Annotated in this window: 11 protein-coding genes; 10 read left to right on the top strand and 1 reads right to left on the bottom strand. The window is 43.2% G+C overall.

The window, feature by feature from the left end; translation table 11 throughout:
• The first annotated feature begins 1 nt into the window (after position 1).
• From ahpF to NSQ91_RS28235, 8 genes are all read left to right on the top strand, one after another.
• On the top strand, positions 2 to 1,531 hold the full coding sequence (gene ahpF / locus NSQ91_RS28270) for an alkyl hydroperoxide reductase subunit F (RefSeq protein ID WP_076194054.1): 1,530 nt from the start codon (positions 2 to 4) through the stop codon (positions 1,529 to 1,531).
• Between the two features lie 257 nt (positions 1,532 to 1,788).
• Positions 1,789 to 2,610 (top strand): methyl-accepting chemotaxis protein, encoded by an 822-nt coding sequence (locus NSQ91_RS28265; protein WP_076129804.1) that lies wholly within the window; start codon positions 1,789 to 1,791, stop codon positions 2,608 to 2,610.
• Positions 2,611 to 2,726: 116 nt separating this feature from the next.
• Positions 2,727 to 3,443 carry a purine-nucleoside phosphorylase gene (gene deoD, locus NSQ91_RS28260; protein ID WP_036681380.1) on the top strand — a complete coding sequence of 239 codons (717 nt, stop codon included), beginning with the start codon at positions 2,727 to 2,729 and terminating at the stop codon, positions 3,441 to 3,443.
• A gap of 301 nt (positions 3,444 to 3,744) precedes the next feature.
• Positions 3,745 to 10,551, top strand: a complete 6,807-nt coding sequence (locus NSQ91_RS28255) for an S-layer homology domain-containing protein (protein WP_340920856.1) — start codon at positions 3,745 to 3,747, stop codon at positions 10,549 to 10,551.
• A gap of 241 nt (positions 10,552 to 10,792) precedes the next feature.
• Positions 10,793 to 11,800, top strand: a complete 1,008-nt coding sequence (locus NSQ91_RS28250) for a cation diffusion facilitator family transporter (RefSeq protein WP_076303123.1) — start codon at positions 10,793 to 10,795, stop codon at positions 11,798 to 11,800.
• 74 nt (positions 11,801 to 11,874) lie between these two features.
• Positions 11,875 to 12,195 carry a metal-sensitive transcriptional regulator gene (locus tag NSQ91_RS28245; RefSeq protein ID WP_076128794.1) on the top strand — a complete coding sequence of 107 codons (321 nt, stop codon included), beginning with the start codon at positions 11,875 to 11,877 and terminating at the stop codon, positions 12,193 to 12,195.
• 105 nt (positions 12,196 to 12,300) lie between these two features.
• A complete protein-coding gene (locus tag NSQ91_RS28240) occupies positions 12,301 to 12,630 on the top strand; it encodes a four-helix bundle copper-binding protein (protein WP_076193614.1) in 330 nt (109 codons plus the stop codon).
• A 221-nt stretch (positions 12,631 to 12,851) separates the two neighbouring features.
• Positions 12,852 to 13,850: a globin-coupled sensor protein gene (locus tag NSQ91_RS28235; protein WP_076137072.1), complete on the top strand. Its 999-nt coding sequence runs from the start codon at positions 12,852 to 12,854 to the stop codon at positions 13,848 to 13,850.
• A gap of 79 nt (positions 13,851 to 13,929) precedes the next feature.
• Here NSQ91_RS28235 and NSQ91_RS28230 read toward each other — a convergent pair whose 3' ends face one another.
• Positions 13,930 to 14,100 (bottom strand): hypothetical protein, encoded by a 171-nt coding sequence (locus NSQ91_RS28230; RefSeq protein WP_155288200.1) that lies wholly within the window; start codon positions 14,098 to 14,100, stop codon positions 13,930 to 13,932.
• Between the two features lie 137 nt (positions 14,101 to 14,237).
• Here NSQ91_RS28230 and NSQ91_RS28225 point away from each other — a divergent pair, with 137 nt between their 5' ends.
• Both NSQ91_RS28225 and NSQ91_RS28220 read left to right on the top strand, forming a co-directional pair.
• Complete coding sequence (locus tag NSQ91_RS28225; RefSeq protein WP_036681391.1) at positions 14,238 to 14,561, top strand: PadR family transcriptional regulator; 324 nt, start codon at positions 14,238 to 14,240, stop codon at positions 14,559 to 14,561.
• Between the two features lie 16 nt (positions 14,562 to 14,577).
• The gene (locus NSQ91_RS28220; RefSeq protein ID WP_076193619.1) at positions 14,578 to 15,114 is read left to right on the top strand and encodes a DUF2812 domain-containing protein; all 537 of its coding nucleotides are present in this window, start codon (positions 14,578 to 14,580) and stop codon (positions 15,112 to 15,114) included.
• The last annotated feature ends 83 nt before the right edge of the window (positions 15,115 to 15,197 follow it).

The following is a 15,197-nucleotide window of genomic DNA, read 5'->3' as shown; positions in this document are numbered from 1 at the left end:
AATGAAACTAGATCAAGAAATAAAAGCTCAACTAGCGCAATACCTTGAACTCTTGGAAGGCGATGTAGTACTGAAACTCAGTGCAGGCGCTGACGAGGCATCACAAGAGATGACCGAACTAGTTGATGAAATTGCCAAAATGTCACCTAGGATTACGGTGGAAAGAACCGAACTGTCTAGAACCCCAAGCTTTAGTGTAAATCGTGTGGGTGAAGATACGGGCGTAACCTTTGCCGGAACTCCGCTTGGACACGAATTTACTTCATTAGTATTGGCTCTGTTGCAGGTTAGCGGAAGAGCTCCTAAGGTTGAGCAAAGTGTAATTGATCAGATCAAAGGCATTAGTGGTGAATATAAGTTTGAAACTTATGTTAGCCTGAGCTGTCATAATTGCCCTGATGTTGTACAAGCACTGAATCTTATGAGTATCTTTAATCCGGGCATTACCCATACGATGATTGACGGTGGAGTATTCAAAGAAGAGGTAGAAAGCAAAGAAATTATGTCTGTTCCAAGCGTCTACCTTAATGGTGAATTTTTCGAAAGTGGTCGTATGACGGTTGAAGAAATTTTAGCTAAAATGGGCAGCAGTGTGGACGCATCAGAGTTTGACAATAAAGCTCCATATGATGTGCTTGTTGTCGGCAGCGGCCCAGCTGGTGCAAGTGCAGCCATTTACGCGGCACGTAAAGGTATTCGTACAGGTATTGTTGCTGAACGCTTTGGCGGACAGGTTAACGACACGCTTGGTATCGAGAACTTTATTAGTGTGAAGTACACTGAAGGTCCTCAACTCGTAGCTAAACTTGAAGAGCAAGTAAAAGAGTATGGCATTGATGTGATGAAATTGCAGCGTGTCAGACGTCTAGACAAAAATGACTTAATTGAAGTTGAACTCGAGAACGGTGCTGTTCTAAAGAGTAAGACGGTCATTCTGTCTACAGGTGCTCGTTGGCGGAATATGGGCGTGCCTGGTGAAGCTGAATTCAAGAACAAAGGTGTAGCCTACTGCCCACACTGTGATGGTCCTTTGTTTGCAGGCAAAGATGTTGCAGTTGTTGGCGGCGGTAACTCAGGTATTGAGGCAGCTATTGACCTTGCAGGTATAGTGAAGCATGTAACGGTTCTGGAATTTGCTCCAGAGCTCAAAGCTGATGCTGTACTGCAAGATCGTCTCTATAGCCTTCCTAACGTTACTGTTCATAAAAACGTGCAAACTAAAGAGATTACCGGAACTGATAAGGTAAATGGTATTTCTTATGTTGATCGTGCGACAGAAGAGACTCACCATGTTGAATTGCAGGGTGTATTTGTACAGATTGGTCTGGTTCCAAATACAGAATGGCTAGGTGACACAGTTGAACGTACTCGCGTAGGTGAGATTGTTGTAGATAGCCATGGTGCTACTAGCTTACCAGGAGTATTTGCTGCTGGTGACTGCACTAATAGTGCTTATAAACAAATCATTATCTCGATGGGATCCGGTGCAACTGCAGCGCTAGGAGCATTTGATTATCTGATCCGTAACTAATCGATATTATTAGTAACAGCAAGAGAACGAAAGCCCTCACTTTTCACAAAGTGGGGGTTTTTTTTATCTTTTGTGAGAGAGAAATGGGTGTTTATAAACTTTTTTGGAGGATTTTATGAAGATTTTCGCGAATACATATCTAAAATATGAATTAAGCAAAATTAAGGATTTAGATTAAATGCATGTCTGCAAGGCATAATCTGGTTAGACTTGGTGCGCTATAAATAACGTTTTGCTGGAATGGAGACTATATTTCTGTGATTAACAACATTGAATCTTTAGACAAATTTATCTCACTTATACCAATTATAAAATTATCTATCCCCGCTGATTTATCAATAGCGATATGTGATTTGGAACGGTTCGTTGCTTATTTTCCTGGCGACACCATAAATTTAAACATTAACGAAGGACAACCTTTACACAAAGAAGAACCGCTTTACTTAGCGATACAAGAGAATCGTACCTTGAAGTCCGATGTTCCAGCCCACTTTTATGGATTTGAGTTTACAGGTACAGCAACACCTCTTCACGATCAAACGGGACAAGTCATTGGCGGGATTGCAGTTCAGATTCGAAGACAAAGTGAATTAAAAGCTATTGTAGAACAAATCTCGGAATCATTATCCCAAGCCAATGAGCAAATTAATAATATTTCCTATGGTGTAAGTTCACTTTCCGATCACTCTCAGGAACTACTCATTCAATCTCAGCAGGCTGGAAAAGATGTGGAGAATACAACAGAAGTCCTATCCATTATAAACAGGGTTGCTGATCAAACGAATTTACTTGGGCTGAATGCTGCAATAGAAGCAGCGCATGCAGGTGAGAAAGGTAGAAGTTTTGAAGTCGTAGCCAAGGAAATCCGGAAATTTTCAAGGGAAACCGTCGCCTCGACGCAAAACATAAATAAAACCATGTTACAGATTAAGGGAATTACGAATCAAATGGCTAATTCGATAGAGAAGATAGCAGCTATCGGCCAAGAACAGGCGGCATCTGTTCAGCATACTTCTACATTTATTGAGGAAATAAAGATAATGTCCCAAAAACTTAATGAGTTTGCTAATAAATTATAAAAAGAGATTCAGTAGCAGTATTTTTGTCGCAATAAAAGAAAATTTTAAACGTATATTTAAAATCATGAATGGTATAGTAAGATAGTAATGAGTAATCAACATAGGAGGAATAAATTATGTCAACGCCGCACAATGCAGCACAAAATGGTGAAATCGCCAAAACAGTATTAATGCCAGGAGATCCTTTGAGAGCGAAGTATATTGCAGAAACCTATTTGGAGAACCCAACCCAATTTAATACGGTACGTAATATGTTTGGATATACAGGAACTTATAAAGGCAAAGAGGTTTCGGTAATGGGTTCGGGAATGGGAATGCCAAGTATCGGTATTTATTCTTATGAACTATACAAAAACTATGGTGTGGAAAACATCATTCGTATCGGTAGTGCTGGAGCATATACTGATAAATTGAATTTATTTGACGTGGTGTTGGCGGATAGCGCGTGGAGTGAATCTACATATGCCTATGTGCAAAGCGGTGTAGAAGGAGATATCCAGCTGCCAAGTAAAGAATTGAACGAAGTCATTGAAGCAGCGGCTACACGTATTAACAAGCCAGTTCTGACGGCGAGAATTCATTCCAGCGATGTATTCTATCATGAAGACAATGTGCCTGGAGTTAATGAATTTTACAATGAACATGGCTGTGTTTGTGTAGAAATGGAGAGTTATGCGTTGTTCCATAATGCGAAAGTGTTAGGTAAACAAGCTGCATGTATTCTTACCATTTCCGATTCGTTAGTTACTCATGCTGTAACCACGGCAGAAGAAAGACAAAATTCTTTCAACGGCATGATGGAAGTAGCTTTAGAAGCAGCGATTTCTATTTAATAAAAAAGATTAAGCAGCTTAAAAAGTTCTACGAGAAAAAGCTTGAAAGCCTATTAAATTCAGGATTAAGTCCTGATATTTAATAGGTTTTTTTCTCATTTGTAAGGTTGTGGAAATGGATAGGTGAAGCGTGTAAATTATTGTTGTTTTTAATCAAAATTTAATGTTAAATTCGTAATAATTCTCTCGGATTATACCGATATAAAAATCAAACCAAATGGCTACAAATCTTAGAAAAGACATCTAATCTCCATATGGTGGAAGTATTTATATTTTGGTGTAATGCCAAAGGGGGAAAATTGTGATTAAGCGGAGTGGCAATCTTTTATTAGCAATAAGTTTAGTATTCTCTATCGTCAGTTCTCTGTTTATGCCTGCAGTAATTTATGCAGTACCCAGCAATAGCAATATCATAGATCAAAGCTCCACATCAGCTGGAAATTTGAGCAGTGTTGCATTTGGTAACAATGTTTTTGTAACGGTGGGCCAAGGAGGGATATCTACATCATCAAATGGCGTAGATTGGTCTATCTCAAAAAAGGCGGGGAACCCCAAACTAACTTCTATTGTGTTCGCTAATGGGCTGTTCTTAGCTATTGATGGTAGCGAAAAGGCAGTATACAATTCACTCGATGGTGAAAATTGGACAAAAAAAACGTTAGCTATCACACCGGAAAGGTTGAAAGCGGTCAATGAAAAGTTCTTTGTATGGCAGTCAGTATATAAAGCTGGCACCAATCCACCTTCTTATGATGTAACTCTACTACAATCCTCGGATGGCATTAACTGGACAGACACAGGAATCACTTCTACCAATGCAATATTCGGAATGCAAAGCTTAACGGATATTGCTTATGGCAACAACAAATATGTGGTCTCTGCTAACAATGCTGTCTATTATACCTCAACGAATCTGATCAATTGGACAACGGTCACCTTAACCGATCTTGTGATCAACCACTATAACTCTAGTTGGCCTTATGTTACGAATGTAATCTATTTAAATAATCGTTTCTTTAGTTATATCGTGACTCCGTATGCTAAAAAAGTATTCACCTCTACAGACGGTGCTAATTGGACCGTTGATGCCTCATGGGATAACAAGCAATTTTATGGGGGAGGTTCTTTAAATGGGAGCTATTTGTTGTTTGGGCAGGGTGTAATTTATAAATCTTCTGCGGCTCCGCTGGACAGCACCCAGTGGACATCTTCGGATACCCATACAACAATGATGATGAACAATATGGTTTACGGAAATGGAAAATATGTTGCTTCAGGGGGCAACGGCTTACTGGTTTCTTCTGACCTATCGGCGTGGAGTAATGTCAGCGGTAATCTGAAAAGTATTGCTAAGGATGGTAATGGCAATTATGTTGCCGTCTCATCCGGGGAATATGGCTCTATTTACAAATCTAATAGCTCCGCAGTATGGAACGATGTCACACCCTCCAAGCTGCCGGGAATGAATGCGGTCACTTATGGAGCAGGGAAGTTTATTGCGGTTACAGATAAAGAAAACTACAATCTTAACGCCAAAGTGGTGACCTCGACCAACGGTGATACTTGGACTATGACAGATACCGGAGTGCAGGACAATCTGACTGGCGTTGCTTTTGGCACAAATCAGTACGTTGCTGTTTCCGATTATGGCGGAATTTATTCTTCAGTTAACGGAACCTCATGGACAGAGAGATTTAAAAATGGGGATTTTGCATTTAATACAGTAGCTTACTTGAATAATCAATTTGTAGCTCTTGGGATGAAATACAATAGTACTACTTATGAGCAAGAGAGCGTTGTTATCGCAAAATCATCAGATGGAATACAGTGGAATGTGCCCTTAGAGATTGGGTTCCCCAATACTTCTTTAAAGGGAATTGCCTATGATGGTAGAGCTTATATTCTGGTTGGAGAAGATACACTTAGCCAGCAGGCAGTAATTCTAACCACAGAAGATTTGGTAACTTTTACGAAGGTTACAATGTCAGCTAGCGCACTAAATAATATCAGCTTTGGTAATGGAAGTTTTCTGGCTGTTGGATTGAAGGGGGAGTTATTCTCTTCGGCAGACGGATCCACGTGGACTCAGGAAACATCTGATCTTACCTCTAATCTTAATGGCATTATTTACGATGGTACTAACTTTAAGGTCGTGGGGGATTATTTCACTAAAATGACCCTGAACCTAGGACCTACTCTTGCATATAGCATCACCGCCTCAGCGGCGACGTTGACACCTGTCGTAGGTGTGGATAATGGGATTACGCTGACCGTGAAAAATTCGCTGGGCGATACGGATACAACGTTCACCGGAACGAAAGAAGTGACGGTAACGGGTTATGGTGTTGCGCCGGACGGAACGTACGGAAGCTTAGGAAGCACCGCTTTAGCGGCTTCACCGAGCAAGATCAACGTTAATTTCGTTGAGGGTGTAGCACAGGTGAACCTTAAGCTGAATAAAGCGGGAGCACAGGCTGTGGTGTTTAGCCAAGCAGGCGTAACCTCGCCAGCAGCAACAGGGCTGAACATTACACCTGTCGCAGGTAGCACAGCGACAATGAAGCTGACCACGGGTGTAAGTGCCCCGCAGGTCAATGGCGGCAGCTTCGCGCAGCAGCCAGTAATTACTTTGCTGGATCAGTTTGGGAATGTAAACATTGGCGACAACAGTACGGTTGTTACTGTGTCGAAGAAGGACACTGGAAGCTGGACGTTGACGGGGAATACGATGTTGACGGCAGTAGCGGGTGTCATTTCCTTTACGGATCTGGGAGCTACGAATGCAGCTGGAATCACCGGAGCGCAACTGGCATTTGATGCGACAGGACTTCCACAGATCACTAGTGTAGCGTTGAATCTTCCAGAGCCACAGGGAGCTCAAAGCATCACTGCCTCAGCGGCGACGTTAACACCTGTCGTAGGTGTAGATAATGGCATTACGCTGACCGTGAAAAATTCGCTGGGCGATACGGATGCAACGTTCACCGGAACGAAAGAAGTGACGGTAGCGGGTTATGATGTTGCGCCGGATGGAACGTACGGAAGCTTAGGAATCACCGCTTTGGCAGCTTCACCGAGCAAGATCAACGTTGATTTCGTTGAGGGTGTAGCACAGGTGAACCTGAAGCTGAACAAAGCTGGCGCGCAAGCGGTTGTGTTCAGCCAAGCAGGCGTAGCCGCGCCAGCAGCAACAGCGCTGAACGTTACACCTGTCGCAGGTAGCACAGCGATAATGAAGCTGACCACGGGCGTAAGTGCTCCGCAAGCCAATGGAGGCAGCTTCGCGCAGCAGCCAGTAATTACTTTGCTGGATCAGTTTGGGAATGTAAACTTTGGCGACAACAGTACGGTTGTTACTGTGTCGAAGAAGGACACAGGAAGCTGGACGTTGACGGGGAATACGACGTTGACGGCAGTAGCAGGTGTCATTTCCTTTACGGATCTAGGAGCTACGAATGCCACTGGAATCACCGGAGCCCAACTGGCATTTGATGCGACAGGACTTCCACAGATCACTAGTGTAGCGTTGAATCTTCCAGAGCCACAGGGAGCGCAAAGCATCACCGCCTCAGCGGCGACGTTGACACCTGTCGTAGGTGTAGATAATGGCATTACGCTGACCGTGAAGAATTCACTGGGCGATACGGATACAACGTTCACCGGAACGAAAGAAGTGACGGTAGCGGGTTATGATGTTGCGCCGGACGGAACGTACGGAAGCTTAGGAATCACCGCTTTGGCAGCTTCACCGAGCAAGATCAACGTTGATTTCGTTGAGGGTGTAGCACAGGTGAACCTGAAGCTGAACAAAGCTGGCGCGCAAGCGGTTGTGTTCAGCCAAGCAGGCGTAGCCACGCCAGCAGCAACAGTGCTGAACATTACACCTGTCGCAGGTAGCACAGCGATAATGAAGCTGACCACAGGCGTAAGTGCGCCGCAAGCCAATGGCGGTAGCTTCGCGCAGCAGCCAGTGATAACGCTGCTGGATCAGTTTGGGAATGTAAACCTTGGCGACAACAGTACGGTTGTTACTGTGTCGAAGAAGGACACAGGAAGCTGGACGTTGACGGGGAATACGACGTTGACGGCAGTAGCAGGTGTCATTTCCTTTACGGATCTAGGAGCTACGAATGCAGCTGGAATCACCGGAGCGCAACTGGCATTTGATGCGACAGGACTTCCACAGATCACTAGTGTAGCGTTGAATCTTCCAGAGCCACAGGGAGCGCAAAGCATCACTGCCTCAGCGGCGACGTTAACGCCTGTCGTAGGTGTAGATAATGGCATTACGCTGACTGTGAAGAACTCGCTGGGCAATACGGATACAACGTTTACCGGAACAAAAGAAGTGACGGTAACGGGTTATGATGTTGCGCCGGACGGAACGTACGGAAGCTTAGGAAGTACCGCTTTGGCAGCTTCACCGAGCAAGATCAACGTTGATTTCGTTGAGGGTGTAGCTCAGGTGAACCTGAAGCTGAATAAAGCGGGAGCACAGGCTGTTGTGTTCAGCCAAGCAGGCGTAGCCACGCCAGCGGCAACAGCGCTGAACATTACACCTGTCGCAGGTAGCACGGCGACAATGAAGCTGACCACAGGCGTAAGTGCCCCGCAGACCAATGGCGGTAGCTTCGCGCAGCAGCCAGTGATAACGCTGCTGGATCAGTTTGGGAATGTAAACCTTGGCGACAACAGTACGGTTGTTACTGTGTCGAAGAAGGACACAGGAAGCTGGACGTTGACGGGGAATACGACGTTGACAGCAGTAGCGGGCCTCATTTCCTTTACGGATCTGGGAGCTACGAATGCAGCTGGAGTTACCGGAGCGCAACTGGCATTTGATGCGACAGGACTTACAGAGATCACTAGTGCAGTTATTGACCTTACCTGGCCTGAACTTGCTGCGCCAAGTATTGAGTCTGTAACAGCAGGAAACGGACATATTCGTATTACTTGGAGTCCCGTATATGGTACCGATAGTTACGCTGTATATCAGTCTACAGCTTCAGGTGTTTATGGAGCTGAGGTAGCTACTATAAGTGGCTCTGAGAACAGTTACGATGCTGTAGGATTAATTAATGGAACTGCTTATTATTTTATTGTTAAAGCTGTTAATCCTGATGGTATCAGTGCGGCTTCCAATGAAGTAACTAGAACGCCTCAGGTTCCAGCGCCGGGCGCGCCAATACTTCATTCACCTGTGGCAAGTAATGGCCTCATCGGCTTAACATGGGATCCGGTGAAGGGTGCGATTGGATACACTATATATCAAGGTATCACTTCTGGAATCTATGAGACCCAAGTGGCTACAGTAAGCGAATCTGTCTACAACTATGATGTGACAGGGTTAACTAATGGCCAATCTTATTATTTCGTAGTTAAGGCATCTAATCCGGGCGGGGAGAGTGCAGCTTCTAACGAAGTCAGCACGAAACCAAGAACATCACCATCTGCACCTACGGACTTAATAGCGGTAGCGGGAGATGGCGAGGCGACTGTGACATTTGCAGTTCCTGATTCGAACGGGGGAACTCCAATTACGAATTATGAGGTTACTGCTTCTCCGGGTAATATCGTAACGGTTGGGGCAACAAGTCCAATAACGGTAACAGGTCTAGCGAATGGAACCACTTATTCGTTTACAGTTAAAGCGATTAATAGCGCTGGTAGTAGTGTAGCTTCTGAAGTTTCGAACTCCGTGACACCGAAGTCATCAACGGAGGTTGAGGTTACACCTACACCGCCAACGCCAACGCCAACAGAATCACCGACATCAACACCGACTGCACCACCTTCAACAACTGCACCAACTGCAACAGCAGGATCCACTGCTACAGCTACAGCTACACCATCTAGCAGCATGGTTGAGGTATTGGTGAACGGTAAGGTTGAAAATGCCGGAACAGCAACGATATCTGAGCATAACGGGCAGACGGTTACCACGATTGTTGTAGATCAGGCAAAAATAGAGCAACGTATCGAAAAGGAAGACCAGAATGCAATTATAACTATCCCTGTGACTGCGACTTCAGATGTGATTATTGGCGAGCTTAATGGCCAAATCATCAAAGATATGGAGCAGAAGCAGGCGCTGCTAATCATTCGTACTCCAAAAGGTACTTATACAATATCAGCAGCACAGATTGATATCAGTGCAATTTCAAAACAGTTTGGCACAGACATTGCTCTACAAGATGTGAAGGTGCAAATTTCAATTTCTGTTCCGACTGCGGATGCACTGAAAAGAATAGAAATGTTGGCAGCCAATGAAAAGCTAACGTTGGTAGCTCAGCCATTAGATTTCACGGTGAAGGTTACTTACGCTGGGAAAACTGTTGAACTCACTAAGTTTAATACCTATGTGGAAAGAACTATTCCTCTAGCGGATGGTGTAGACCTTAAGAAGATCACGACTGGGCTAGTGCTTGAAGCGGGGGGGACGTTCCGCCATGTACCCACACAGATTGTTGCCATTGATGGCAAACACTTTGCGAAAATACACAGTTTAACGAACAGTACGTATTTTGTAGTTCAAGATCCACAGAACTTCAAGGATGTCGCCACCCACTGGGCTAAGGACATTGTCAATGAGATGGCTTCCCGTAAGGTTATTAATGGAGTCGGCGACGATTTGTTTAACCCTAATCTGGAGATTACACGTGCAGAATTTGCGGCGATTATCGTACGTGGATTGGGATTGAAGTTGGAAAGCGGGACAACATCCTTTGCGGATGTAAAGGTCTCAGATTGGTATAATGATGCGGTGCAGACAGCTTACTCCTATAAGCTAATCAACGGTTTTGAAGATGGAGCGTTCCATCCAACAGACAAGATTACTCGGGAACAGGCGATGAGTATTATTGCTAAAGCTATGGTGATTACCGATCTGAAGACAAAACTTCCGGCCAAAGAAGCAAGCGAGCTGCTGAGCATTTACACGGATGCGAATGAAGCATCAGACTGGGCGAAGAGTGGCATCGCAGACAGCCTGCAAGCAGGAATCATCACGGGCAGAAGCGGAAATGTACTTGCCCCACAAGCCTTCATTACGAGAGCAGAAGTTGCGGCTATCATCCAAAGATTGCTGCAACAATCAGATTTGATTTAATACACGGTTCTGATTCGAGAGGATCCTTCATGCAGGAAGAGCTGCGGAGGGTCCTCTTTATTTTATTAGGTCAGAGACAATCATTTGTTGCTTTTTTATTGACAAGAAGAAAAATCCAGTTAATAATAACATATGAACACATGAACACATGCTCATATGTTATTATTAACTGGAGCTTTTGAATGTAACTGCGCAGGGCTACGAATACTATCTAGCTGAAGGTAATAGGAGGTTAAGCATGATGAACAAGAAGAACAAACGCAATCATCAGGTCGAGAATGTACACGGGCAACAGTCCAATCACGATCACAGTAACCACGACCACGCTCATGAAGGACACAGTCACTCCCATGGCTCTCACGGGCATCAACATTTTGATCCTAGTGGAAATAAAAAAGGGCTTTTGATTGCGTTGATCATTACGGTTGGAATTATGTTTTTGGAGTTTTTTGGTGGGTTGATTACTAACAGCTTAGCCCTGTTATCGGACAGTGGGCATATGCTAAACGATGCAAGCTCTCTAGCATTAAGCCTAGTAGCGGTCTGGTTTGCAACTAAACCTGCTTCTCCGAACAAAACGTATGGTTTTCATCGATTTGAAATTTTGGCGGCACTCTTAAACGGAGTTACTTTATTTGTAGTTGCTGGATTTATCATTGTAGAAGCTTATGGGCGGTTTTTTGAGCCGCCGACAGTTGCCAGCGGATCTATGATGCTGATCGCAAGTATTGGTCTTTTAGCCAATGTGGCTAGTGCATGGTCGCTTATGAGAAAAGGGGATGTGAAAAATAACATTAATCTCCGTAGTGCTTATCTCCATGTGCTTGGTGATGCTTTAGGTTCAGTAGGGGCAATTATTGCCGGTTTAATCATGATGATTTTTGGCTGGTATGTTGCTGATCCAATCATAAGCGTACTGGTTGCTCTATTGATTCTTAGAGGGGCATGGGGAATTATCAAACATACCGTTCACGTCCTTATGGAAGGCACCCCGATTACAATTAATCCAGCTGAAGTAAAGGAAATCCTCGAAAGCATTGAGGGGGTTAGAAATGTTCATGACCTGCATATCTGGACCATAACTTCGGGATTAGATTCACTCAGCTGTCATATCTTAATTGAAGAGGAAGCAGATGACCAACGCATTTTGCAGCAAGCGATTCGGTTAATTGCCGATCATTTCAAAATTCAACATACAACCATTCAGGTTGAAACTTCAGCTATAGTTCATGAAGAATTGAAAATCTAATCAATGATTTATTTTTTGAATAGAATAGGGGGGCTATAGTATAATAAAAATACGAGGAAAGGGGTGATCGGTGCATGGATAATCTGACTCACGAGCATGAATCATGCAGTACGGATGAGCGGAAAAGTCATCACTCAGATAAAACTAAAAAGAATTTGATTAGCCGGCTCAATAGAATTGAAGGTCAAGTTAGAGGGCTAAAAGGGTTAATTGAAAAAGACACCTATTGTGATGATGTGCTGCATCAAATCTCCTCGGTCCAATCTGCATTGAACGGCGTGGGCAAGCTTTTGCTGGAGCATCATATGAAAAGTTGTGTAGTGGAACGTATCCAGGAAGGTGAGAACGAGGTACTGGATGAACTATTAGTTACCATCAATAAATTAATTAGATAATTGATCAATCGGAAGGATTCCCCGGAATCCTTTTTTATTTGCTCAAATTGGGTATATATAGAGTAGGGGACTATCCTAATTAATGAATTGAGAGGAGAATGTGTTATGGCACATCAAAACTACAAAGAGTGTATCGATGAGTGTTTAAAATGTATGATAGCTTGCAATCACTGTTACTCAGCTTGTTTGGATGAGGATCATGTGGGGATGATGAAGGAGTGCATTCGCCTGGATCGTGAATGTGCAGATATATGCGAGTTTGCAGCTCATGCCATGTCGATGAACAGTAAATATGCAAAAGAGATTTGTTTAGCTTGTGCAGAAGCTTGTGAAGCCTGCGGCAACGAATGCCAAAAGCATGATCATGAACATTGCCAGCAATGTGCAGAAGCTTGCTTAGCTTGTGCAAAAGTTTGCCGTGAAATGGCGGCGTAATTTAAAGCTTGAAACTGAAAGGGCTGCTGCGGCAGCCCTTTATTCATGAATAGGAAGCCAAATCTAAGGGCAACTAGTGAGGTTTTGTAAAATTATTAAGCAATATAGGTAAATATAGTGTTAAAATTTATTGAAATAATACCTTTATAATCAAGAGATATAGATGCCATAGGGGATGGCTGAGAAAAATAAACAGTTATGAGAGGGATGTTAACGACGGTATGATCAATCTTAGTCCAGAACGACTCCAGCAAGTTAGCTATATAGGGATTACTGAGGCTGATTTAGAATTATTAAAAAGCAAGGAGAAAGAATTCAACTTAATCGTTAGCTCATTGGTTGAGGAACTGTATAAACAGATGACGATGGAGCCAGAACTGCTCCACATCATTGAGCAGCACAGTACACTGGATCGATTGAAAGAAACACAGCAGTGGTATTTTTTATCTATGGCCGCTGGTGTGATCGATGAAGCATTTATTGAAAGACGTTTGCTTATCGGGAAAATCCATTCCCGTATTGGATTAACAACGAATTGGTATTTGGGGACGTACATATTATATCTGGATCTGGCTACTGCTTATTTTGAACGGATATTACCAAACGAGTGGAAGCCTGTTATCCATGCCTTAACCAAGATGTTTAATCTCGATTCACAGCTCGTTCTTGAAGCCTATGAAGTGGATGAAAAAGCAAAAATAGAAAACTTGCTTGAGAAGCAAAATCACCTGCTTACAGGAGTGAGTTCAGCCGTTCAGGAGCTGGTATCTTTGATGGTTCAATTAAAGGATAGCAGTGAATCGATAGAAAGTTTAGCTAGTAAAAATGCTGATTATCAAGAGAAAACGCATCAAACGGTATTATATTTGGACAAAGAGGTGGAGTCTATTCATCAAGTGGGTACGATGATTAGAGAAGTGGCTGATCATACGCATCTTTTAGGCCTGAATGCGGCTATTGAAGCAGCCAGAGCTGGGGAGTTTGGAAGAGGTTTTGAAGTTGTGGCTAATGAAGTTCGTAAGCTAGCCCGTCGCTCAAAGGATTCACTGGTAACCATTGACCAGAAACTCGACAATATCAATGCCACCCTTTCCAAGGTGAAAAAAGAATCGGAACACAACTCCATGTATTCCAAGGATCAGGTCAAAAGCTCTCAAGAGCTGGCTTCCTTCGTGAACTTAATTGAAAAAGTGACTGCTGAGTTAGAGAGCTTGAAATGAAACTGCTACGGATTGAAACACTCCTTCAGAAAAATCTGAGGAGTGTTTTTTTGTTTGAAGAAGTTATTAGCGGTATAGCTTAAACATCAGTTTTGGAGACACCGTTTAAGCTGGGCACATAATCAGCAGCCTTATCGATGTTCACCATCTGAGCGGCTTCATTGAAATTGTTGTTATTCTCCGCATTGTTTTTCTTACTTGGTTGATGTTTTCCTGGAGCTTCTTTGGGATTGGCACTATTTTTGGGCATGACATTCACCTCCATATTCTTCACCTAGTATGAGAAGGTAGTTTGAATTTTATGCCAGCAGTTGACAAGTGTATCATTAAAAGATATAGTTCATTTAATGATATATCTTTTAATGATACATATGAGGAGGTGATTAAGTGTCAAGAACGGACTCATTGGAAATGGGAGAGCTCACAGACACTGCATTTTATATTCTCTTGTCTTTAGTCGAAGCCAAACACGGATATCTGATTATGAAATCAATCGAAACGATGACGAACAATCAATTTTCAATTGGGCCTGCTTCCATGTATACAACCATTAAGAAGCTGCTAGCGGCTGAATTTATTGAGCTGTATAAAGAAGAAGAGGACGACAAACGAAAAACGTATATTGCAACGGAAAAAGGGATTGGATTGCTAAGAAAAGAAGTAGAGCGCCGAAAAGAAATGATTAGACATGCAGAACAAATTCTCAAATAAAAGGTGGGGAATAGGCATGAAGAATACAAAATATGTGACCAGCGGGGGCTTAGCTTTTACTGAAAAAGGAGATATGCAGAAATTGAGTAAGTATGCCAAAAGGGGCTGGCTCCTGGAGAGCTTTGCACCTTTGGGTTATAAGTTAAGAAAGGGAGATCCCCAGAATCTTGAGTACAGTGTAGATTATCACACGAATGTGGATGAGGAGTATTATTTGATTTTTGAAGATGCCGGATGGACTTATGTCTGTTCTGCCGGAAATGGGTTTCATATCTTTCGGGCAGCTGCAGGTACGGCGCCTATCTACTCGGACACAGGGACCCTCATTGACAAATATGAACGTGAAAAGAAAACGATGGGCAAAGTAGCCTTGCCATTGCTTATAGCTTTGATTGCTTTTATCTTCCTAGCAATCTTGGGCGTTAATGGATGGTTACCTGAGATCGTGAGGAATATCAGCCTGGTGTTAGTAGTGGTCACACTTTGTATGTTGGTCTTTCCGGGTCTTCCATACATTGCGTATCGATTCAAATTGAATAAATTACGAGAATAGCGAATGGATTTTTATCTAAAGGATGTTTGCACAGCCATGAATGAAGTTGGTTGTGGAACCATCCTTTTTTTAGTTGAGGAGTG

Origin of the sequence: Paenibacillus sp. FSL R7-0048, assembly GCF_038004505.1 — a bacterium.
GTDB classification, from domain to species: domain Bacteria; phylum Bacillota; class Bacilli; order Paenibacillales; family Paenibacillaceae; genus Paenibacillus_AQ; species Paenibacillus_AQ odorifer.
This window is presented reverse-complemented; position numbering and strand designations above follow the sequence as displayed.

Excerpts from the sequence above, each read along its gene's own strand:
- NSQ91_RS28220 (WP_076193619.1), top strand. The coding sequence starts at position 14,578 with ATGAAGAATACAAAATATGTGACCAGCGGGGGCTTAGCTTTTACTGAA.
- ahpF (WP_076194054.1), top strand. The coding sequence starts at position 2 with ATGAAACTAGATCAAGAAATAAAAGCTCAACTAGCGCAATACCTTGAA.
- NSQ91_RS28235 (WP_076137072.1), top strand. The coding sequence starts at position 12,852 with ATGATCAATCTTAGTCCAGAACGACTCCAGCAAGTTAGCTATATAGGG.
- NSQ91_RS28230 (WP_155288200.1), bottom strand. The coding sequence starts at position 14,100 with ATGCCCAAAAATAGTGCCAATCCCAAAGAAGCTCCAGGAAAACATCAA.
- NSQ91_RS28245 (WP_076128794.1), top strand. The coding sequence starts at position 11,875 with ATGGATAATCTGACTCACGAGCATGAATCATGCAGTACGGATGAGCGG.
- NSQ91_RS28250 (WP_076303123.1), top strand. The coding sequence starts at position 10,793 with ATGAACAAGAAGAACAAACGCAATCATCAGGTCGAGAATGTACACGGG.
- deoD (WP_036681380.1), top strand. The coding sequence starts at position 2,727 with ATGTCAACGCCGCACAATGCAGCACAAAATGGTGAAATCGCCAAAACA.
- NSQ91_RS28240 (WP_076193614.1), top strand. The coding sequence starts at position 12,301 with ATGGCACATCAAAACTACAAAGAGTGTATCGATGAGTGTTTAAAATGT.